Genomic DNA, 21713 nt, shown 5'->3' with positions numbered 1-21713 from the left:
ACCGTCAAACTACGACCCTCCGGCGGCGCCGCACCAGCCAGGCGCCCATACCGGCCGTCAGCAGCACGGCCAGCGCCACCTGGGCGGAGATCAACAGCGTGCGGTTGTGGGCCGTGCCGCCGGCCCCGGTGTCGACACCGCCCGCGGGCACCACGGCGCCGCCCTTGGCGTCGGTGCGCACCTCGACCTTGAGGCCGCCTGACGCGTCGTCGAGCACGAGCACGGAGTAGACCCCGCCGGCCGCGCAGTCGGCGGCCACCTCGGTCGCGGTGGTGGCCCCCTGCGGCTGCAGCTTGAGCTTCCACGCGCCCGGGTTGACCTCCTGGTACGGCGTCGTCGTGGCGAACGCGGCCCCGCTCGCGATCGTCGCCCCCGACGACGTCGTCACGTCGATCACCGGCGCCTTGACCGACGCCTGCACGACGCGCACCTTCGCCTTGCCGGCGCTCGGCAGGCCGAGGTCGTCACCGATCACCTTCAGCCCGAGCTCGGCGTTGCGGCCGACGCCCGCGACGGTGTACGCGCCGCCGCCGGAGACCGTCACCTGGGTGCTCAGCACCGGCGGGGTCGACTCGGCGGCGCCGGCACCGCGCATCGCGACCGCGTACGTGCCCTCGCTCAGCGGCAGGTACTGGGAGACCACCCCGTAGCCGACCGCCGGGAACTTCTTCGGCGAGCTGCCGTCGACCCCCGCGAGATACACGTCGACGGCGGGTGTGTCCGGGGACAGGTGCGCCAGCCGGACGTATCCGACGGCGGCGGCCTGTGCCGGGACGGCCGCGGTGGCGACGAAGGCCAGCGCCGCGGCGGCGGATAACGCTGATGCGCGCAAGGTCCGAGACATGTGCTGCACGCTCCGATCGGGGTTTCGGTTGGCAGGCTCGGCGTGTGTCTACCGAAAACGCGAAGATCCGGTCAAGGAAACGGGCGAAGCGTCACCGAACCGTGCACCTTTGCTGTCCGTGTGGCCGGATCGATCAGTCTCGAGGCCGATCGGATCGATCCTGATGGACCTCCAGGATCAGGTCGACGACGAGCGCCGTCCACCCGGTCTGGTGAGAGGCGCCGAGCCCCGCTCCGCTGTCGCCGTGGAAGTACTCGTAGAAGAGCACGAGGTCGCGCCAGTGCGGGTCGTTCTGGAAGAGGGCGCTGTCGCCGAAGACCGGGCGCCGGCCGGCACCGTCCACTGTGAACAGTCGGATGAGCCGGCGGGAGAGGTCGTCGGCGATGGCGTTCAGGGTGGTGCGGTTGCCGCTGCCGGCCGGGTACTCGACCAGCAGGGCGTCGCCGTAGAACTCCGCATAACGTCGAAGTGCTTCGATGAGTACGTAGTTGACGGGGAACCAGATCGGCCCGCGCCAGTTGGAGTTGCCGCCGAAGAGCCCGCTCGCGGACTCCCCCGGTTCGTAGCCGACGGTGAAGTCGCTGCCCCCGAGGTGCACGGTGTACGGCTCGTCGAGATGCGCGCGGGACAGCGTGCGCAGCCCGTACTCGCCGAGGAACTCGCCCGGCGACAGCATCCGCGAAAGGATCCGGGTGAACTGGTCGGTGCCCACCATCGACAGCAGCCGCACCCGTTGGCCGAAGCGGGAGGCCGCCGCACCCACCACGTCGGTGTACGCGGGCCGGTTGGCGAGGAACCAGCGCAGCCGGTTGGCCAGGTCGGGCAGCTTGCGCAGGGTGCGCGACGGGATGACGGTGGCGGCCGCGAGCGGCAGCAGCCCCACCACGGAACGGATCTTCAGCGGCACCGTGTGCCCCTCGACGGTGCGCAGCACGTCGTAGAAGAACGCGTCGTGCTCGTCCCACAGCCCGTACCGCGACGCCGCCTCGGCGATGTACGCGAAGTGCTCGAAGAACTTCGTCGCGATGTCCTCGTACACGTGGTCGTGGTCGGCCAGCACGAGCGCGATCTCCAGCAGGTTCAGCGCGTACATCGCCATCCAGGCGGTGCCGTCGCTCTGCTCGAGCACACCGGCGACCGGCAGTGCCGCCGACCGGTCGAACGGCCCCACGTTGTCCAGCCCGAGGAACCCGCCCTCGAAGACGTTGTTGCCGTTGGCGTCCTTGCGGTTGACCCACCAGGTGAAGTTGAGCAGGAGCTTGTGCAGCACCCGTTCCAGGAAGTCGTAGTCCCGACCCCCGTCGAGCCGGAACACCCGCAGCGCGGCCCAGGCGTGGACGGGCGGGTTGACGTCCCCGAACGCCCATTCGTAGGCCGGGATCTGCCCGTTGGGGTGCAGGTACCAGTCGCGCAGCAGGAGCAGCAGCTGGCTCTTGGCGAACCCGGGGTCGACCCGCGCGATCGTCACCGCGTGGAACGCCAGGTCCCAGGCGGCGTACCAGGGGTACTCCCACGGGTCGGGCATGGAGATGACGTCGCAGCTGTTCATGTGGCGCCAGTGGCTGTTGCGCCCGTGCTTGCGGGAGGCCGGCGGCGGCGGTGAGGCGGGGTCGCCGTCCAGCCAGCGGGCGACGTCGAAGTGGAAGAACTGCTTGCCCCACAGCACACCGGCGATGCCGAGGCGGGCGACGCGCCGCTCGTCCTCGCTCGCGCCGGCCGGGATCACGCTGTCGAAGAACTCGTCGGCCTCACGCGCGCGGCAGGCCATGACGGCGTCGTGTCCGTCCGCGACGTCGAGGTCCCCGCCGGCCGTGAGCCGCAGCCGGATCGTCGCCTCGCCGCCCGCCGGCACCTCAAGCGTGTAGTGCAGCGCGCCCTTGGTGCCGACGCCGTCCGGGTTGACGGTCGCGTGCCCGTGCAGGAGGTGGTCGTTGATGCCGTCCTTGGGGAACGCCGAGCGCCCCGGCAGCCCGAACAGCCGGTCGGCGTTGGTCTCGTTGTCGCACAGGAGCGGCACCGGTGCGCCGTCGCCCGCGAGCACCAGCCGGCCCAGTTCGCGGTGCTCGGCGACGAGCGTGCTCCCGGCGCCGCGGATCTCGGGGGCGTAGTCCCGCCCGGGCAGCCCCCACGACCACGTGTTGCGGAACCAGAGCGTCGGCAGCAGGTGCAGCGTGGCCGGCTCGGGGCCGCGGTTGACGACCGTGATCCGGATGCACATGTCGGTGGGGTCGGCCTTGGCGTAGTCGACCTGGACGCTCCAGTAGCGGTCCTCGTCGAAGACGCCGGTGTCGGCGAGTTCGTACTCGGGCTCGTCGCGGCCGCGCCGGTGGTTGCCGTCGACGAGGTCCCGGTAGGGGAACGCGCGCTGCGGATAGTGGTAGCGCCAGCCCATCCAGGAGTGCGTCGGCGTGGAGTCGGTGTACCACCAGTACTCCTTGACGTCCTCGCCGTGGTTGCCGTCGTGGCCGCCGAGCCCGAACATGCGTTCCTTCAGGATCGGGTCCCGGCCGTTCCAGAGGGCGAGTGCGAAGCAGAAGAGCTGCCGGTCGTCGCAGATGCCGGCCATCCCGTCCTCGTTCCACCGGTAGGTGCGGGAGCGGGCGTGGTCGTGCGGGAAGTAGTCCCAGGCGGTGCCGTACTCGCTGTAGTCCTCGCGGACGGTCCCCCAGGCGCGTTCGGAGAGGTAGGGGCCCCAGGATCGCCAGGGCCGGGCACCCGCGTCGGCGTCCGCCAGCCGGGTGCGTTCTGCCCCTCCGTTCCCGATCATCGACCAATTGTGCGGCCCGCGAGTTACAAAGTGGGTCCGGACCCGGTACGTAACGGAAAGAGACGGCCCTGCGGCGCATATGGTTCGGTCATGGTCGGGTTGGGATCGCAGGTCCTCGGGGACGACCGGGCCGGGGCCGCCCGGGAGTGGCTGGTCACCGACGGTCTCGGCGGCTACGCGATGGGCACCGCGTCGCTGCTGCGCACCCGGCGTTACCACGCGCTCCAGGTGATCTCGGGGCAGCCGGCCGCGGTGCGCACCGTCGGGCTGGTCGCCCTCGACCCGGTCGTCACGACCGCGGGTGGGACCCCGGTCGAGTTGGGCGTCCACGAGTGGGCCGACGGCACCGTCCATCCCACGGGCCATTGTCTGTTGGAACGCTTCGAGCTGGTCGACGGCCTGCCGAGGTGGCGCTGGCGGATCGGGGACGTGGTCCTCGAGCGGGAGCTGGCCATGGCGCACGGCCGGGCGGCGCTCGGCGTGGTGCACCGCCTCGTCAGCGGCGGCCCGGTGCAGCTGACCCTCGACGCCCTGCTGACCCGGCGCGACGCGCACGGCGAACGCGGGGCGGGCGGCCCGGACGTCGACGTGGCGCACCTGTCGGACGGCTGCGTCGTCGAGGACCTGTACCGGTTGCGCGGCACCGGCTGGGAGCCGGCCGGCGGCTGGTGGCGGGGTGCGCACACCCGCGAGGAGGCGGCCCGGGGGCTGTCCGCCACGGAGGACCTCTGGCACGCGGGCCGCTTCGCGGTGCGGCTGACCCCGGGCGCCACGCACGAGGTGCTCTGCTGGGCCGGCGATCTCGACGTGGCGCCCCGGCCGCCCAGCGCGCTGATCGCGGCGGCCCGGGCGCGCGCCCACGCGATCACGGCCGACGCCGGCGACGCGCCCGACCGGGAGGTGGCGGCGACGGCGCTGCTGGCGGCCGACCGGTTCGTGATCACCGGTGCGAACGGGCCGGACGTGGTGGCCGGCTACCCGTGGTTCGGGGCGTGGTCGCGCGACACGATGATCTCGTACGAGGGGCTGTTCCTGGCGACCGGCCGGTACGAGGAGGGGCGCGCGCTGCTGCGCGGCTACGCCGCGACCCTCTCCGAGGGCATGCTCGCCAACACGGCCGACACCGGGCAGACCGAGTTCAACACGGTCGACGCGACGCTCTGGTTCCTGCACGCCGTCGAGCGGCACGTCGCCCGGGCCGGTGACGCCGACCTCGCCGCCGAACTGCTGCCGGCCCTGCTGGACGTGATCGAGGCGCACGTCGCCGGCACCCGCTACAACATCCGGATGGACCCGGCGGACGGGCTCATCTCGCAGGGCGCCCCGGGTGTCGCGCTCACCTGGATGGACGCGCGGGTGGAAGGCGTTCCGGTGACGCCCCGGCACGGCAAGCCCGTGGAGGTCAACGCCCTGTGGGTGAACGCGCTCGGCGGCCTCGGCACGCTGTTCGACCGGGTGCGCGGGGCCGGCCGGCCGGACTGGTTGGAGGCGCTGCACTGGCGGGCACGGGCGTCGTTCGCGGCCCGGTTCCCGGCCGGCGACCGGCTGTACGACGTGATCGACGGCCCGTCCGGCGACGACCGTTCGCTCCGCCCGAACCAGCTCCTCGCCTACTCGCTCCCCTACGCGCCGCTGCCGCCCGACCCGGCGGTGCTCGCCACCGTGTCGGCGCACCTGTTGACCCCGCTCGGGTTGCGCACGCTCGCCCCCGACGCGCCCGGCTACGCGCCGCTGCACCGGGGTGACCCGGCCGCCCGCGACGCCGCCTACCACCAGGGCACGGTGTGGCCCTGGCTACTCGGTCCATACATTGACTGCTATCGAAGTTTGCACAACGTGAACGATTCGCCACTGGTTGGCATCGAAGCCCATCTGGCAGAGTGGGGCCTGGCATCGATCAGTGAAACCGCTGACGGGCAGGCTCCACACCTTGCCACGGGATGCCCGTTCCAATGCTGGTCGGTGGCCGAGTTCGTGCGGGTGCGGCATTCTCCCGCACGGGGTGGAGAATCCGCCTGAGCTTTACGTGTCGGAAATGATTTCAGCCTCCGCGTTAAAAAACGCGAGGCAGAATACCGGGTAACTCCGTCGCTCCACCCACGACTCCCGACCCAGGGGGAAGCGGGTGATGGGTGCTGCGCGAGTGATGAAGTTTGGGAGTGGATCATCCGGGGAAGAGGGCGGGCCGTGTCCGAGAACAACAAAAGCGTCCGGGTGCTCATGCTCTCCTGGGAGTACCCGCCGATCGTGGTAGGGGGCCTCGGACGGCACGTCCACGCGCTCGCCACCGCACTCGTGGAGGCGGGGCACGAGGTCACCGTCGTCACCCGCCACTCCCCCGGCGCACCGCTGGAGGAGTACGCCGAGGGGGTGCGCATCGTGCGGGCGCCGGAGGACCTGCCGCGCTTCCCGCTGGACACCCAGAACCTGCTCGCCTGGACGATGGCGTTCAACCACACGCTCACCCGGGCGGCGCTGCGGGCGGCCGAGTCGGGCGGCTACGACGTCATCCACGCGCACGACTGGCTGGTCGCGCACACGGCCGTCACGCTCAAGGAACACCTCGACCTGCCGCTCGTCGCCACCATCCACGCCACCGAGGCCGGCCGGCACCAGGGCTGGCTCCCCGACCCGATGAACAAGACGATCCACTCCGTCGAGTACTGGCTCGCCGCGGAGGCGTGCCGGGTCATCGTCTGCTCCGAGTACATGCGCTGGGAGATCGACCGCCTGCTGGACACCCCCGCCGCACGGGTCGACGTCGTCCCGAACGGCGTGGACGTGGGCGTCTGGCAGGCGCCGCAGCGCGCGGTGACGGCCGCGCGGTCGACGTTCGCGGGCGACGGGCCGCTGCTCGGCTACGCGGGCCGGCTGGTGTACGAGAAGGGCGTGCAGGACCTCATGGCGGCGGTGCCGCAGCTGCGGGCCCGGCACTCCGGACTGCGCGTGGTGATCGCCGGCGACGGTCCCTACAGGGGTGAACTCCAGCGCACCATCGACGAGCACGGCATCGGCGACGTGGTGCGCTTCTCCGGCTTCCTCGGTGCGGGGCAGTTGCCGGCGCTGATGGCGGCGACCGACGCGCTGGTGGTGCCGAGCATCTACGAGCCGTTCGGGATGGTGGCGCTCGAAGGGGCCTCGGCGGGTGCGCCCCTGGCGGTGGCGCGCACCGGTGGGCTGGCGGAGATCGTGGAGCCGGGGGTCACCGGGGTCACGTTCCCGGCGAAGAACCCGGAGGCGCTGGCCGGTTCCGTCGACGCGCTGCTCGGCGACGAGCCGTTCGCGCGGCGGGTGGCGCGCCGGGCCAAGGCGATGGTCTCCGAACGCTACGGCTGGCTCTCCATCGCCGAGCGCACGGTCGACGTGTACCTGCGGGCGACCGGCGAGGCGGCCGGTTTCGCGGCGGCCCAGACCGCCCGCTACCTCGAACAGGGGCGGCCGACCATCGTCGTTCCGGACGGCAACCTGCTCGAACCGGCAGTCGCCCGTTGATCCGACGGGATGACATCCGGTTGTCGTTCGGTGGTAAGGGTCACCATCACTCCGGGAAGCCGCTCGGCTACGGGTACGTTGGACCACAAGCCGGCGTGGGACAGTGTCCCCGGGCCTCAACTAAATAAGCCTTCGTGGAATACCGTTCGGCTGGAGCCACGTCGCGCCATTCGCCGAGAGGCGACCGCCACGCCGGCCAAGTCGTGGCCCGCCCCGTGACCGCACACCGGTCGCGGGGCGGTTTGCTGTCCGGGCCGGCGGATCAGCGCAGATCCACCGCGCGGTACGCGAGCACGGCGAAGGCCAGCACCCGCTCGCGCACCACCTCGGGCGGCAGCGGATCGCCCTGCCACTTGTAGCGCACCTCGACGTAGACGTTGCCGCGGCGCGCCCGCAGCACGGCGCCGTCCGGCTGGAACTGTCCCCGCGCCTCCGCGCCCAGCCCGACGTCGGGAATCGGCTTCTCCCGGCCGCTCGAGAACCGGGCGATGTAGCCCGACGCGTGGGCGGGGTCGCGGAAGAAGGCGCTGTAGTGCAGTTGGATGTGGGTCCGGTCGCCCTGCGCCCAGGTGCAGTGCCGCGAGTCGAGCACGAACGAGCGGGTCCGTTCGCGCACACCCGGCCCGGGGCCGGGGGCCAGCGCGCCGAGCGCCTCGACCGGTGCGGCGCACGGGTCGGGCGCGGCCGACGCGGCGCTGACACCCGGCCACCACCAGCGGTGCCACGGCCGGTCGACGAACCCGGTCAGCAGGACCACCGCCAGCACGAGGCCGAACACGATCGCGATCCTGGCGTCGCGCCGCAGACCGTCACCGGGGGACGGGCGCCCCGGGCCGCAGCCGCCGAAGGGCCACGCGTCCCCCGAGCACCACCGCCGCGACGCCCACCAGCGCCGGCGCGTAGACCCCGAGCACGAAGCTCGTGAGGGCCAGCACCACGCCCGCGACCACCACCACCAGCGCCGGCAACGCCGCCCGCCGGGACCCACTCAGCAAAGCCACGGCGGCAGTGTGCCCCAGCCGGGCAAGACGGAGACCGCCAGGCGACGGCACGCGGACCCGGCAAGCGGAGCGGGCGATCCCGCGCAGCGGATCGGCCCCGGAGCGGCTCGGCGGGAGCAACGGTCGCGCCCCCGACGGACCGTCGCAATGAAGCGCTAAAGCACTTAAATGCTCTGAAGCATTTAGGCGGGGACGGCCGTGAGCGACGTGGTGAGGCGAGCAAACGCGTCCTCGGCGGTCGGCCCGTAGACGGCGGCGAGCGGGTCACCGGCGGGCGCGAACGCCCACTGCCCCTCCTTGGAGAGTGTGACCGTCCCGTGGTCCTCCCACCGGTCCCGCCGCACCGTGCTGAACGCCGCCGAGCCGCCGCCGTGCCGCTCGACGAACTCCCGGGCCAGCTCGACCAGGGCCTCGTGGCGGTCGGTCGTGGCGTCGAGGGCCGCGATGTCGAAGCAGCGGTACGCCCGGCGGGCGACCACGAAGCGGACCTGCCCGGCCTCGAAGAGCACGACCCCGTCGGTGCCGCCCTCGGCGGACATGCCGACCTGGACGCACACGTCGGGCCGGCCGATGCCCTGGGCGATGGCGGCCACGACGGGCCCGAGCTGGATCTGCTGGTCGTCGGCGGGCACCGCGAGGTGGCGCAGGAGCAGCGAGCCGAGGCCGGCGCCGAGCATCATGTCGGTGCGGTCGTCGGGCGTGAAGCCGAACAGCCCGGCCGCCGGGGAGTCCCCGACGGTGTCCCCCACCGACAGCAGGAATGCCAGTTCTGCGGCGGTGAGGCTGATCTGGTCGGTCATGGTGGTGCTCCCTCGTCACGTTCGAGCGGTCGGTGAATCAACGCCGAACCGCGCCGGGGGTAACTCAGACATTCGACAGCGATGCGGAAATAATCCTCATATCGTGGTTTCGTGGCTGCCCCTGGGTTCCCGATCCCGCCGGACGAGGCCGAACGGCTGACCGCCCTGCACCGCTACGACGTGCTCACCGGCACGCCGCTGCCCGATCTCCACTCGATCGTGGAACTGGCCGCATACCTGGCGGGCGTCCCCACGGCGGTGATCAACATGATCGACGAGGAGACCCAGAACCAGATCGCGGCGGTCGGCTTCAAGGGGCTGATCACGCCGCGTTCGGACTCGATGTGCGCGATCACCATCGTCGAACCCGAGCCGGTCGTGCTCGCCGACGCCAGCAACGACGTGCGCTTCAAGGACAACCCCTGGGTGAACGGCAAGATCGCCGACGTCCGTTTCTACGCCTCCAACCAGCTGCGCGAGCCGGGCGGGCACGTCCTCGGCACGCTGTGCGTCTTCGACGACCGGGTGCGCGAACTCACGCCCGAGCAGGAGGAAGCCCTCGAGAAGCTCTCCCGGATGGTGGTCGACGTCCTGGAGCTGCGCCGCCACACCGAACTGGTCCGCGAGGCCCTCGCCGAGGTGCGCGCCACCGGTGAGGAACTGGCCCGTTCCAACGCCGCCCTCCAGGAGTTCGCGGGCCAGGTGAGCCACGACCTGAAGAACCCGCTCACGGGCGTGCTCGGCTTCGTCGCCACGCTCGCCGACATGCCGTCCGTCCAGGCCGATCCGGCCGCGCGCATGTGCGCCGACCGGGCCCTCTCCTCGGCCACCCGGATGTGGCGCACCATCGACGACGTCCTGTCGCACGCCTCCGCCGGTGCCGCGCCGTACCTCACGACCGTGCCCCTGGAGGAGGTCGCCGACCACGTGATCGACGACGTCGAGGCGGCGATCCGTTCGGCCGGGGCCAGCGTCACCGTGGGCAAGCTGCCGACCGTCCTCGGGGACCCCACCCAGTTGCGGATCCTTCTGCAGAACGTCGTCAGCAACGCGCTCAAGTTCCGCGAACCCGGCCGGGCGTGCCGCATCGACATCACGGCCGACGTGACGGACGAGTCCTGGATCCTGCGCGTCGCCGACAACGGCATCGGCATCGCGCCCGAGGATCGCGGCCGGGTGCTGGAGATGTTCACCCGGCTGCGGCCGGACATCGAGGGCTCCGGCATCGGGTTGTCCACCGTGCGCCGGATCGTGACCGCGCACCACGCCGAACTATCGATCGACGAGACGCCCGGCGGCGGCACCACGATCAGCGTGACCCTGCCGCGCCGCCGGCAAGCGGCCGCCCCGGAACTGGCCGCCGCCCGTCACTAGGCTGCCCGGGTGGATCTCGCCGCCCTCGACCGGGCTCACGTGTGGCACCCGTACGCGCCGATGCCGGCCACCGTCGCCCCGCTGGTGGTCTCGTCCGCCTCCGGCGTGCGGCTGCAGCTCGCCGAGCCCGTCGCCGGCGTGACCGAACTGGTCGACGGCATGTCGTCCTGGTGGGCCGCCGTCCACGGGTACCGGCACCCGGTGCTGGACGCCGCCGTGCACGCCCAGGTCGACCGGATGTCGCACGTGATGTTCGGCGGGCTCACCCACGAACCGGCGATCCGGCTCGCCGCCACGCTGGTGGACATCACGCCCGGGCCGCTGCAGCACGTGTTCCTGTGCGAGTCCGGTTCGGTCTCGGTGGAGGTCGCCTTCAAGATGTGCCTGCAGTACTGGCTCGGGCGCGGGCGTCCGGCCAAGCGGCGGCTGCTGACGTGGCGGGCCGGGTACCACGGGGACACGTTCCAGACGATGTCCGTGTGCGATCCGGACGGCGGCATGCACAGCCTCTGGAAGGGGACGCTCGTCGAACAGCTCTTCGCCCCGGCCCCGCCCGGGCCCTTCGACCGGTCCTATGTGGACGGTTTCGCGGCGCTGCTGGGGCGGCACGCCGACGAGGTGGCCGCGATCGTCGTGGAACCCGTCGTGCAGAACGCCGGCGGCATGCGCTTCCACGACCCGGCGTACCTCGTCGCTCTCCGCGAACTCGCCGACGCGCACGACGTTCTGCTGATCTTCGACGAGATCGCCACCGGGTTCGGGCGCACCGGCACGCTCTTCGCCGCCGACCGGGCCGGCGTCAGCCCGGATGTCATGTGCGTAGGCAAGGCCATGACCGGCGGGTACCTGCCGATGGCCGCCGCGCTGTGCACCTCCCGCGTGGCGTCCGGGATCGCCGAGGGCGGGTTCCCGGTGCTGGCGCACGGGCCGACGTTCATGGGCAACCCGTTGGCGGCCGCCGTCGCGAACGCCTCCATCGACCTGCTGCTGCACGGGGAATGGCTCGGCGGCGGCTGGGAGCACAACCTCGCGCGCATCTCGCTCGGGCTCTCCCGGGGACTGGCGCCCGCCCGGGACCTGCCGCACGTGAAGGACGTGCGGGTGTTGGGCGCGATCGGGGTCGTGCAGCTGGACCGGGAGGTCGACCTGGCCGCCGCGACCGCCGCCGCCGTGCGCGCGGGGGTGTGGCTGCGGCCGTTCCGCGATCTCGTCTACACGATGCCGCCGTACGTCACCGACGACGAGGATCTCGCCCTGATCTGCACGGCGGTGATCGCCGCCGCGCGCACTTGCGGGTGACTCGGCGACCCACCCGCGTTGCCTTCCCCGTGTAAGGTTCGGCCACATGCCGTCCGTCACCGCCGGCTCCACCGAGCCCGTTCTCGAGTCCTCCGCTGACGGACCCTCCATCGATGCGGGCCGCCCGCCACGATGGCGCCGGCCGCTGACCTTCGCGGGCGTCACGGCCGGGGCGGTCGCCCTGTTCTTCGTCTACCTGCGCCTCGGGCGCACCCAGATGACCAACTCCGACGGGGCCGCCAACGCGCTCCAGGCGTACGACATGGTGCACGGCAACCCGCTGCTGAAGGGGTGGACCTTCACGGACGTGTCGTTCTACACGACCGAGGTGCCGCAGTACGCGCTGATCGTGCTCGTCCACGGGCTGCGCGCCGATGTGATCCACGTCGGCTCAGCGATCACGTACGTGCTGCTGATCCTGCTGGCCGGCGCGGTGGCGAAGGGGCGCAGCACCGGCTGGGAGGCCGTCCTGCGGGTCGGCCTGGTGCTCGCGATCCTGATCCTGCCGGCGCCCGGCTCGGGGTACTCGGTGCTGCTGTCCAACCCCGATCACACCGGTACCTCGGTGCCGTTGCTCGCGACCTGGCTGGTGCTGGACCGGATGGTGATCGCGCGGGACGGGAGCCCGCGCCGGCCGCGCTGGTGGATCGTCGCGCCGGTGATCGCGGTGCTGCTGACCTGGGCGCAGATCGGCGACCCGCTGGCGCTGTTCATCGGCGCGCTGCCGCTCGTCGCCGTGAGCGCCTGGCGGCTGCTGCGCGCGGGTTGGCGGCCGCACCCGGACCGCCTCCTCGACCTGGGACTCCTGCTCGCCGGGGTCGCCTCGGTGGCGCTCACCCAGGTGATCCAGTTGGCCATCCGGGCGGCCGGCGGCTGGGCGACGCACTCGCCGTTGGCGGAGTTCAGCGAGTCGCACCAGTGGGCGGATCACGCCCGCAACGCGCTGCACGGCCTGTCGGTCAACTTCGGCGCCTACTTCCCCGACCTCGAGGGGCGGCCGTTCGGGACGCTGACCGGTGTGCTGAACGCCGTCGGCCTCGCCACCGTCCTCTTCGCGACCGCGTACGGCGTGGTGCGGGTGCTGATCCGCCGGCGCGCCGACGCCGGCGACCGGGTGAGCGAGATCCTGACCACCGCCGTCGTGGTGAACCTGGGCGCGTACATCTTCTCCACGCAGGCCATCGGCGACCTCGGCACCGCCCGGCAGATCGTGGCCGTGCTGCCGCTCGGCGCCGCGTTGGCCGGGCGGCTGCTGATCCGACCGGGCTGGGCGGGGTGGAAACCGGCCGTCCCGCTCGGCGCCACGACGGCCGTGCTCGTCGCGCTCCTCGGCCACCAGGTCTCGGTCGCCCCGCAGATACCGGCCGAGGCGCACGACACCGGGCAATGGCTGCTCGCCGAGGGGCTGCACTACGGGATCGGCACCTACTGGGCCTCCAACAACATCACGCTGGACACCGGCGGCAAGGTGCGGGTCGCCCCGACCAACGGCGGCGACAGGATCTACGCGTACCGCTGGGAGAGCAACGAGGAGTGGTACGACGCCACGAAGCACGACGCGCGGTTCATGATCGTCGACAGTGTGCGGCCGGGGTACGGCACCGACGCGCAGGCCGTCGCGCAGTGGGGTGAGCCGTTGCGCCGGCAGACGTTCGGGCAGTACACGGTGCTCGTCTACGACAAGAACCTGCTCGTCGGGCTGACCGCCGCGTGCCAGCCCGGATACGCCCCGTCGATCCCCGAATGCCCGGTGCTGAAGCCGAAGGTGCCCGGCGCGGCGATCCTCGGTGCATAACTTTCCCGCGTTACGCATAAACTCCACCCGTGGTGGCACGTGACGACTCCCCCGGCAGTGTGACGCTGGCCGATGTCGCCCGTCGGGCTCGGGTCTCTCCGGCCACCGCCTCACGGGTGATCAACGGCAGCACCAAGCCGGTCGCCGAGGGGCTGCGCGAGCGGGTGCTCAAGGCGGTCGCCGACCTGCGCTACGTGCCCAACGCCCACGCGCAGAACCTGGCCCGCGCCGGCCGCAGCGTCGTCGGCGTGATCGTGCACGACGTCTCCGACCCGTACTTCGCGGAGATCACCCGCGGGCTGCAGCGCGTGGCGTCGGCCCACGGCCAGCTGCTGGTGATCTGCAACAGCTACCGCGATCCCGCGCGCGAACTGGAGTACGTGGCGCTGCTGCGCGCCCAGCGGGCGGGTGCGCTGGTGCTCGCCGGCTCGGGCTACCACGACGCGGTCTTCACCCGGCAGCTGAACGCGCACCTGACGGCGTTCACCGACGGGGGCGGCCGGGTGGCGGTGATCGGCCGGCACGAGCTGGTCGGCGCGGCGGTGCTCCCGGAGAACGAGCACGGCGGCCACGCGCTCGGCGGGCACGTGTGCGCGCTGGGGCACAAGAAGATCGGTGTGCTGGCCGGGCCGCGCCAGCTGACCACCACGACGGACCGCCTGACGGGGTTGAAGCGCGCGTGTGCGGAGCACGGCGTTCCGCTGCCGCCGCGGCGCATCGTGTACAGCGACTTCACCCGGGACGGCGGAGCCGCCGCGGCGGCCGCGCTGCTGGACGCGGAGCCGTCGTTGACCGCGATCGTCGCGCTGAACGACGCGATGGCCGTGGGCGCGCTGGCGACCCTGCGGGAGCGCGGGATCGCCGTTCCGGACCGCGTCTCGGTGGTCGGCTTCGACGACATGCCGATCGCCCGGGACGTGACGCCCGCGCTGACGACGGTGCGGCTGCCGCTGGTCGAGATGGGCGAGCGCGCGATGTACCTGGCGCTGTCGCGCACCGAGGAGGGGCACGTCGAACGGGCCGCCGCCGAGGTGGTCTGGCGCGACAGCTGCGTCGCCCCGCCGGCCTGACTTCACGTGGCGTGCTTCACGCCGCCGGCCCCTTCACGCACCGAGCCTCCGGGCGTAACTTTGGGTGCGGAGCTTCTGGATCGATTCAGAAGATTCCAGAAGGATTTCTGGAGGGAGTTCAGAGTCATGAATCGTACCGAGGAAAAGCCCAGGAAGACGCTGGCGCCGCGTTTCGCACGGCTGCTACGCCGCGCGGCCGCGCGCCTGGATCGTTCCGCCGACCGTTCGCAATACGGCTGAATCAATTTAGAAAGGAGCCGGCAATGCTGCGTTACCCGACTGCCCGCCGGCAGGATCTGACCGACCTCGGCCGCCTCATCCTGCGCGGCGTCGACCGGTGGACCGTGGAGGTCCTCAACCCGCCGCGCCACTCGCGCCGCGACTCGCGTAGCTGACGGGAACCGAACTGCACCCGATCCGCACCCGAAGTCGAGGATCTTTCGCACCGGGAACGGGCAATGCTGCGGCGTGCGCCAGAAAACGCTGATTCCGCTGCTTCTCGTCCTCGGTGTCGCGATGTCCGCACAGGCGCTGACCGACTTCCCGACCGCCGCCGTGCAGCACGGTGAACGGTCCGGCGCGGCGGCCGGCAGCGAGGCCGGACCGGGTGTCGTGCGGACCCTCACGGACCCGTCCCGTACCGCGACCGCCCTCCGCTGGGTGAACGTGCGGGGCGGGCCCGACGTGCGGGCGGCCTCCGTCGACTCGCTCGACCCCGGCCAGGCCACCACCGTCGTCTGCTGGGTCACCGGCAGCACCGTGGCGGGCCCCGGCGGCACCACCGACCGGTGGGACCGGCTCGGCGACGGCCGCTACGTGTCGCACGCGTTCCTCGACGGGCCGGCCGATCATGTGCCGTGCGAGGAGACGCCGGCGGTCGCACCGCCCGAAGCGCCGCAGCCGCCGCCGGGCGTGGGCCGCAACCGCATCGCCTGAGCAAATCCTGAGGATCCGGTCCGTCAGGAAGCGGCCGGCGGCGTCGAAGGGGCAATCGTGGCCATGGACGCTCGGTTCCTCAGCCGCGATCGCCGACTGATCGCGATCGCGGTCGCCGCGGTGCTCGCCGGCGCGGTCTTCGGGCTCGACCTGCTTCCGCTGCCGGCCGCCGTGGTGTGCAGCTGGGCGCTCACGTTGGCGTTCCAACTGATGGAGACCGTGCTCGCGGTCCGGATCGGCGCGACCGCACCGGCCCGGTCGGCGGCCCGCCGCTTCTGGTGGGGAATCACCGTGACGGTCGGGCTCTTCGCCGTCGGCACCGTGATCCAGCTCGGTGCGGTGCTGCTCAACGTCGACGACCTCGACCCGGCCCGGCGGGGCGAACTCTTCTTCGGGCTGCCGATCTCGCTCGGGCTGGTCGACCTCGGCGCCCTCGTGCTCATCGTCTCGCTGCTCGGCCTCCCCCTCGGGCTCCCCTCCGGCCGCGAACGGCAGCGCTTCTGGATCGACGCCGCCTCCGTCATGGTGGCCGTCGGGCTGTTCGCGTGGGAAATCACCGGGCTCGGCGAGGGGCACGAGGTGCCCGACGGGCAGGCCGACCTGGTGCACATGGTGCTCGCGCCGGCGGCGTTCGTGGTGGTGGCGTTCGGGATCGTGAAGATCACTCTCGGCGGGAGCGCGCCGTTCACCCGTTCGGCCGCCGCGTTCGCCTGCGTCGCGGCGGCGCTGGAGAGCCTGAACGCCGGCCTCGGCAAGACGTTCCTGGAGTCCGGGCACGCGTCGTGGAACCTGGGTCTCGGCCTGCTCGCCAACCTCGCCTGCGTGGCGTGCCTGCACGTTCAGCTACGGCACACCGCCACGCCGGCCCGGCCGAAGTCGGCCCGCTCGTTCAGCCTGCTGCCGTACCTATCGGTCGGTGTGACGTTCGCGCTGCTCATCGTGGTGCTTGCGGACGACTCGCTGACCTTCGGCGGCTGGCTGGCGCTGGGCTGCGCGATCGTCAGCACGGGGCTGGTGGCGGTGCGGCAGCTGATCGCGTTCGTCGACAACGACCGGCTGCTCAAGAGCCTCAACGTCACCGTGTGGGAGCTGGCCGAGGCGCAGGACATCCTCACCCAGACCCTGGACGAGCGGGACCAGCTCGCCGCCCGGCTCAGCCACCTCGCCTACCACGACCCGCTGACCGGCCTCGCCAACCGGGCCCTCTTCCTGGAACGGGCGGCCGAGGCGCTGGCCCGCCGGGACGCGCTGCCGACGATCGTCAACATCGACCTCGACGAGTTCAAGCCGGTGAACGACCGGTTCGGGCACGACGGCGGGGATCAGCTCCTGCGGGAGATCGCCGGCCGCCTGGTCTCCTGCGTCGGCGGCGCCGGAACGGTGGCCCGGCTCGGCGGCGACGAGTTCGCGATCCTGCTCCCGCACACCGCACCGGAGGCCGTGGAGGTGCTCGTCTCGCTGGCCGCCGCGGCCGTCCGGCGCCCGGTGGCACTGCGCGGTGGCGCGGTCGTCAGCGTCGGCGCGAGCATCGGCACGGCCGTCGCCGAACGGCCCGGCGAGGACCTGCACACCCTCATGCAGCGGGCCGACCTGCGGATGTACGCGGAAAAGCGAGCGGCGCGTTCCGTCCCGGCTTAGTAGGGTGGCCCGATGGCCGAGCTGAGCACGCGTCCCCTGACCCCCGGCGACTTAGGGGCGGTGGCCGAGCTGTTCAACCTCGCGGCCAAGGCGGGCGGCGGCTACGACGGCGTGACCGCGGAGGAGCTCGAGTCGCTCTTCGGCTCGATCATCGCCGACCCCGCCACCGACACCCGCCTCCTTTACGAGCCGGGCGGCATGCTGGTGGCGGCCGCGATGGTGCCGGCCGCACCGCCCGGCGGGTTCCGGGTGGACCTGTTCGGGGCGGTGCACCCCGATCGGCACGGCCGGGGCATCGGCCGGGAGCTGATGGCGTGGTCGCTGCGACACGCCGCGGCCCTGCGCGCCGCCCACGCGCCGGGGGCCGAATGGGTGGCCGAGGCCAGCATCTTCATCGACGACCTGCCGACGGCGCGGCTGTTCCGGCGCTTCGGGTTCACGCCCGTGCGGTACTGGTTCGAGATGCTCGCGCCGGCGGTGCGCCGCGACGTCGAGCCGTATCCCGACGGGTTGCGCACCGTCGCGTACGGGCCCGAGTGGGAGACCGCGCTGCACGAGGCGCACATGGAGGCGTTCGACGACCACTGGGGCTACCAGAAGCGCGACCTGGAGAGCTGGGCCGGGTTCACCACCCGGTCGGCCGGCTTCCGCCCCGACCTGTCGCGGCTCGTCCTCGACGGCGAAACGATCGCCGCCTACCTGCTCTCGTACGTCGACGCCGACCCGGAACGCGTGTACATCGGCCAGGTCGGCACCAGGCGCCCGTGGCGGCGGCGCGGGATCGCCGGCCGGCTGCTCGTCGAGGTGCTCTCGGCGGCGGCGGCGGCCGGGTTGCGCTCGGCCGCGCTCTCCGTGGACGCGGACAGCCCCACGGGAGCCGTCGGCGTGTACGAACGGGCCGGCTTCGCCGTCGAGTCGCGTTCGGTGGCGTACCAGCGGCCGGTCGACTGAAACTCCCTCGGGCGCTGGCCCGACGCGGTGTCGGCTAGGGGATTCGGTACCCTCGCGCGGTGCCCCGTACGACGCGCCGCGCCGCCGCGGCGACCCTCGCCGCGCTGACCCTGCTGGCCGGCTGCTCGCGCGAGGTTCCCAAGGTCGACTCGCAGCCCGCCCGGCCGGCCGTCGCGCTGCCGCCGGACCTCTGCGCGCTGATCGGCCCCGAGGCGTTGCGGTCGCTGGTACCTGACCCGCAGACGACGGCACTGGCCGACCGGGTCCGGCTGCCCGATCAGGTGTACTCGTCGAGCTCGTGCGAGGTGCACACCGGCGCGGTGGATCCGGCGCAGGGCACCGGGCGGTTGAGCTTCACGCTGGCGCGGCACTCCCGGTACATGAACGAGACGGGCGAGCAGCACGCCGATCGGACGTTCGAGAAGCACTGCGCGGACCTGAAGACGATCACGCCGACCAACGCGACCGACCTGACCGTCGCCGAACTGGGGCAGCGCACCTGCGGGCGGGTCGTGCGGGTGCCGTCGGAGCCGCAGCGGGTCGACGTGTACCTGCGGGTGCTCAGCGGCACCGACGTCCTGATCGTGAACCAGTCCCGCGACCCCGGACCGACCTCCGCGCCCGAGGCCGGCCTCACGGATCTCACCCGATCGGTGCTGGCGAAGCTGCACGCGTAGGCGGCCGCTTCAGGCTCCCGCCTTGCGGGCCAGTTTGCGGCTCGCCCTGCGCAGCCCGCGGGCGAGCTGTTCGGTGTCGGCCGTGCGCAGCTCGCCGTGGCGGACCACCGTCTCACCGCCGACCATCAGCAGTTCGAGGCTCGCCGGCGGGCCGAAGACGAGCGCCGCCACCGGGTCGTCGATCCCCACGTGGCCGATGCCGTCTAGGCGCCAGACGGCGAGGTCGGCGAGCTTGCCCACCTCGATCGAACCGAGTTCGGCAGCGCGGCCGAGGCAACGCGCGCCGCCGATGGTGCCCAGCGCCAGCGCCTCCCGCGCGGTCAGCGCCGACGGGCCGCCGCGCACCCGGGCCGCGAGCAGGGCCTGGCGGAGTTCGGCGCCGAGCTGGCCGGACTCCTGCGACGCGGGCCCGTCGACGCCGAGGCCCACCGGCACGCCGGCGTCCAGCAGCTGCCGCACCGGGGCGGTACCGGCACCGAGCCGGCCGTTGGACGAGGGGCAGTGCGCCACGCCGGTGCCGGTCGCACCGAGCCGGGCGATCGCCGCGTCGTCCAGGTGGACGCAGTGCGCCAGCCACACGTCGTCGCCGAGCCAGCCGAGCCGATCCGCGTACTCGACCGGCGTGCAGCCCTGCGTCTCCCGGCAGAACGCCTCCTCCTCGACGGTCTCCGCGAGATGGGTGTGCAGCCGGACGCCCTTGCGGCGGGCCAGGGCGGCGGCCTCCGCCATGAGCGTGGCGGTGACGCTGAACGGCGAGCACGGCGCGACGGCGACCCGCAGCATCGACTCGGCGGCGGGGTCGTGCCACTTGTTCACCGCCTCCTCGGTGGCGATCAGGGCGGCCTCGGTCTCCTCGACGACGCTGTCCGGCGGCAGCCCACCGGAGGAGGCGCCGAGGTCCATCGAGCCCCGCGTGGGATGGAACCGCAGCCCGATCCCGCGCGCCGCCTCGACCTGCGCGGCGAACAGGTCACCGGCGTCGTGCGGGTACACGTAGTGGTGATCCATCGAGGTGGTGCACCCGGACAGGGCGAGCCAGGCGAGGCCCGCGCCGGTGGTGGCGCTGACCAGTTCGGCGTCGATGCCGGCCCACACGGGGTAGAGGGCGGTGAGCCAGCCGAACAGGTTCTGGTCCTGGGCCAGCCCGCGGGTCGCCCACTGGTACAGGTGATGGTGCGTGTTGACCAGCCCGGGCGTGACGAGGCAGCCCGTGGCGTCGATGTACTGCGCGGAACGGTGGTACCGCCCGGCGTGCCCCGCCCCGACGGCCACGATGCGGTCGCCGTCGACGACGACGTGCCCGTCCCGGTACTCCGTGCCGGCGCCGTCCACCGTGGCCACGGCGACGTTCTGCAGGATCGTGAACGTCACAATGCGTACCCGTCCCACGCGAGCGGAGCGTCCACTGTGTCCTCCCGGGTGACGGTGCCCTCGATCCGGCCGTACGGACGGTCGTCAGCGTGGTACACGGCCGCGGGGTTGTCCAGCCCGAACGGCGCGGTGTCGACGAGGAAGTGGTGCTTGTTCGGCAGGACGAGGCGCGCCTCCACGATCCCGGCGTCGGCGAGCACGGCGCCGCCCATCGCGTACAGCGTCTGTTGCAGCGCCAGGCTGTAGGTGCCCACGAAGGCGTCCGTCATCCGCGCCACGGCGTCCACATAGGACTGTCCGAAGTCGACAGTCGTCCCGCCGTGCCGCCACGCGGCGGAGACCTCGGTCGCCAGGATCCGGTCGGTGGTCGGCGGGAGCGTGGTGTACCGGTCGACCACGTAGCCGTGGAACTCCGAGTTCGTGGTGTTCATCAGCACGAGCTCGCGCACCCCGGACAGCACCCACTCGGAGTCGCCGTCGACGACCGCCCGCGCGGTCCGGACGGAGCCGCCGTCGCGCGCGAACGAGTGCGGCCCGAGCCGCCGCCACGGATACTCCTCGATCGCCACCCAGGCCCGCGCGATGGCCGGCTGCGAGGAGACGAAGTGGCGCGCCAGCCGCAGCGCGAAGTCCTCGATCTCGCCGACGCCGCGCTCCGCCGCGAACGCGTACACCGTGTTCTTCTGCGTGTCGGTCGGCAGCACGTTGCTGTTGTCGCCGCGCAGGTGGGTGCCGGCGAGGTCGCCCGCCAGGGCCACGCTCACGTTCAGGTCGGCCAGTTCGTGCGCGCCGGAACGGGCCACGTGCACCATCCGGATCTCGGCCTTGCCGTAGCGGTTGTCGCCCAGCACGATGCCCATCTCAGCTCCCCCGGTACGTGGTCAGCCCGAACGGGCTCAGCAGCAGCGGAATGTGCAGGTGCCGGCCGGGGTCGGTGATCTGGAAGACGACGATCGCCTCCGGGAAGAACGCGTCCGGGCCGAGGTAGGTGGCGGTGTCGAAGACCAGCCGGTAGCGCCCGGGGCCGAACGTGCCCTCGTCGCGCAGCCGGCCGTCGTCGTCGGTGGTGCCGTGCGCGACCACCAGCCAGGTGCCGCCGTCGAGGCGTTCGAGGGTGATGGGGACGCCGCGGGCCGGCTCGCCCTGGGACGTGTCCAACACGTGGGACGAAATGCTCACGTAAAAAGCCTCTCCAGGCGCAGGCGCACGATCTTCGCCAGTTCCTCGCGGACGATCGCGCGTTCGGTGGGCCCGTCGTTGTCGACGCGCTCCCGGGCCGCCGCCAGCATCTCCGCCGCACTCCGGCCGGTGGCGAAGATCAGGAAGACGTGCCCGTGTCGTTCCTCATAGAGCTTGTTGGCTTTGATCAGCGCGGACGCCGTCTCCGCGTCCGCGTCGCCGGCCCCCGACTGCTCGCGCCGGGACCACGCGGCCTCGCGCCCCGCCCCGGCCATCCGCTCCCCGATCCGGGGGTGCGCGTCAAGGGCGATCCGGACCTGCGACCACGGCAGCTCCGCGATCAGGTCGCCCCCGACCGCCACCAGGCGTCCCACTTGGTGGAACGGCCGGAGCGCCACCACCCGGTCGAGCCACTCCGGGGCGGCGCAGCACGGCAGAACGGTTTCACGCGCCACGGACTCCGGGGCGGTGTCGAAGTCATGGAGTACACCCACGTGCCAACGTTGTCACACCGGCCCC

20 protein-coding genes are annotated in these 21713 nt (G+C 72.3%); 11 read left to right on the top strand and 9 right to left on the bottom strand.

The window, feature by feature from the left end:
* Window positions 1-4: 4 nt before the first annotated feature.
* On the bottom strand, window positions 5-844 hold the full coding sequence (locus tag Val02_RS16405) for a DUF4397 domain-containing protein (RefSeq protein ID WP_203899939.1): 840 nt from the start codon (window positions 842-844) through the stop codon (window positions 5-7).
* A gap of 133 nt (window positions 845-977) precedes the next feature.
* Window positions 978-3611 carry an MGH1-like glycoside hydrolase domain-containing protein gene (locus Val02_RS16400; RefSeq protein ID WP_203899938.1) on the bottom strand — a complete coding sequence of 878 codons (2634 nt, stop codon included), beginning with the start codon at window positions 3609-3611 and terminating at the stop codon, window positions 978-980.
* A 90-nt stretch (window positions 3612-3701) separates the two neighbouring features.
* Here Val02_RS16400 and Val02_RS16395 point away from each other — a divergent pair, with 90 nt between their 5' ends.
* Window positions 3702-5630, top strand: coding sequence for an amylo-alpha-1,6-glucosidase (locus Val02_RS16395; RefSeq protein ID WP_203899937.1), 1929 nt, complete (start codon window positions 3702-3704; stop codon window positions 5628-5630).
* 201 nt (window positions 5631-5831) lie between these two features.
* Window positions 5832-7103, top strand: a complete 1272-nt coding sequence (locus tag Val02_RS16390; protein ID WP_203900083.1) for a glycosyltransferase family 4 protein — start codon at window positions 5832-5834, stop codon at window positions 7101-7103.
* 262 nt (window positions 7104-7365) lie between these two features.
* On the opposite strand, the gene Val02_RS16385 is transcribed toward Val02_RS16390, so the two are convergent.
* The 3 genes from Val02_RS16385 to Val02_RS16375 form a co-directional block, all read right to left on the bottom strand.
* Window positions 7366-7881 (bottom strand): hypothetical protein, encoded by a 516-nt coding sequence (locus tag Val02_RS16385; RefSeq protein WP_203899936.1) that lies wholly within the window; start codon window positions 7879-7881, stop codon window positions 7366-7368.
* Between the two features lie 31 nt (window positions 7882-7912).
* Window positions 7913-8104, bottom strand: coding sequence for a hypothetical protein (locus tag Val02_RS16380; RefSeq protein ID WP_203899935.1), 192 nt, complete (start codon window positions 8102-8104; stop codon window positions 7913-7915).
* Between the two features lie 182 nt (window positions 8105-8286).
* Window positions 8287-8904 carry a hypothetical protein gene (locus tag Val02_RS16375; RefSeq protein ID WP_203899934.1) on the bottom strand — a complete coding sequence of 206 codons (618 nt, stop codon included), beginning with the start codon at window positions 8902-8904 and terminating at the stop codon, window positions 8287-8289.
* 111 nt (window positions 8905-9015) lie between these two features.
* On the opposite strand from Val02_RS16375, the gene Val02_RS16370 reads away from it, so the two are divergent.
* From Val02_RS16370 to Val02_RS16335, 9 genes are all read left to right on the top strand, one after another.
* A complete protein-coding gene (locus Val02_RS16370) occupies window positions 9016-10278 on the top strand; it encodes a GAF domain-containing sensor histidine kinase (protein ID WP_203899933.1) in 1263 nt (420 codons plus the stop codon).
* Window positions 10279-10287: 9 nt separating this feature from the next.
* Window positions 10288-11577: an adenosylmethionine--8-amino-7-oxononanoate transaminase gene (locus tag Val02_RS16365; RefSeq protein WP_203899932.1), complete on the top strand. Its 1290-nt coding sequence runs from the start codon at window positions 10288-10290 to the stop codon at window positions 11575-11577.
* A 46-nt stretch (window positions 11578-11623) separates the two neighbouring features.
* A complete protein-coding gene (locus Val02_RS16360; RefSeq protein WP_203899931.1) occupies window positions 11624-13372 on the top strand; it encodes a hypothetical protein in 1749 nt (582 codons plus the stop codon).
* A 29-nt stretch (window positions 13373-13401) separates the two neighbouring features.
* Window positions 13402-14442: a LacI family DNA-binding transcriptional regulator gene (locus Val02_RS16355; protein ID WP_239153002.1), complete on the top strand. Its 1041-nt coding sequence runs from the start codon at window positions 13402-13404 to the stop codon at window positions 14440-14442.
* Between the two features lie 263 nt (window positions 14443-14705).
* Window positions 14706-14837 carry a hypothetical protein gene (locus tag Val02_RS48205; RefSeq protein WP_275415578.1) on the top strand — a complete coding sequence of 44 codons (132 nt, stop codon included), beginning with the start codon at window positions 14706-14708 and terminating at the stop codon, window positions 14835-14837.
* 121 nt (window positions 14838-14958) lie between these two features.
* On the top strand, window positions 14959-15378 hold the full coding sequence (locus Val02_RS16350) for a hypothetical protein (protein WP_203899930.1): 420 nt from the start codon (window positions 14959-14961) through the stop codon (window positions 15376-15378).
* 63 nt (window positions 15379-15441) lie between these two features.
* The gene (locus tag Val02_RS16345; protein ID WP_239153063.1) at window positions 15442-17016 is read left to right on the top strand and encodes a GGDEF domain-containing protein; all 1575 of its coding nucleotides are present in this window, start codon (window positions 15442-15444) and stop codon (window positions 17014-17016) included.
* 12 nt (window positions 17017-17028) lie between these two features.
* Window positions 17029-17967 (top strand): GNAT family N-acetyltransferase, encoded by a 939-nt coding sequence (locus Val02_RS16340; RefSeq protein ID WP_203899928.1) that lies wholly within the window; start codon window positions 17029-17031, stop codon window positions 17965-17967.
* 59 nt (window positions 17968-18026) lie between these two features.
* A complete protein-coding gene (locus Val02_RS16335; protein ID WP_203899927.1) occupies window positions 18027-18644 on the top strand; it encodes a hypothetical protein in 618 nt (205 codons plus the stop codon).
* Window positions 18645-18653: 9 nt separating this feature from the next.
* Here the strand turns inward: Val02_RS16335 and Val02_RS16330 are convergent, their stop codons facing one another.
* Genes Val02_RS16330 through uraD form a run of 4 tightly spaced genes read right to left on the bottom strand, consistent with a single transcriptional unit; the run spans window position 18654 to window position 21688 of the window.
* Window positions 18654-20033 (bottom strand): 8-oxoguanine deaminase, encoded by a 1380-nt coding sequence (locus Val02_RS16330; RefSeq protein WP_239152999.1) that lies wholly within the window; start codon window positions 20031-20033, stop codon window positions 18654-18656.
* A complete protein-coding gene (pucL, locus tag Val02_RS16325; protein ID WP_203899926.1) occupies window positions 20012-20875 on the bottom strand; it encodes a factor-independent urate hydroxylase in 864 nt (287 codons plus the stop codon). Before pucL ends, Val02_RS16330 begins: the two co-directional genes overlap by 22 nt.
* Before the next feature lies 1 nt (window position 20876).
* A complete protein-coding gene (gene uraH, locus Val02_RS16320) occupies window positions 20877-21194 on the bottom strand; it encodes a hydroxyisourate hydrolase (RefSeq protein WP_203899925.1) in 318 nt (105 codons plus the stop codon).
* Window positions 21191-21688, bottom strand: coding sequence for a 2-oxo-4-hydroxy-4-carboxy-5-ureidoimidazoline decarboxylase (gene uraD / locus Val02_RS16315; RefSeq protein WP_203899924.1), 498 nt, complete (start codon window positions 21686-21688; stop codon window positions 21191-21193). Before uraD ends, uraH begins: the two co-directional genes overlap by 4 nt.
* Between the last annotated feature and the right edge of the window lie 25 nt (window positions 21689-21713).

It is taken from the genome of Virgisporangium aliadipatigenens (assembly GCF_016863615.1).
In the GTDB taxonomy this organism is placed as follows: domain Bacteria; phylum Actinomycetota; class Actinomycetes; order Mycobacteriales; family Micromonosporaceae; genus Virgisporangium; species Virgisporangium aliadipatigenens.
Note: the sequence above shows the minus strand (reverse complement) of the source record. Positions and strands in the feature narration are given on the sequence as shown.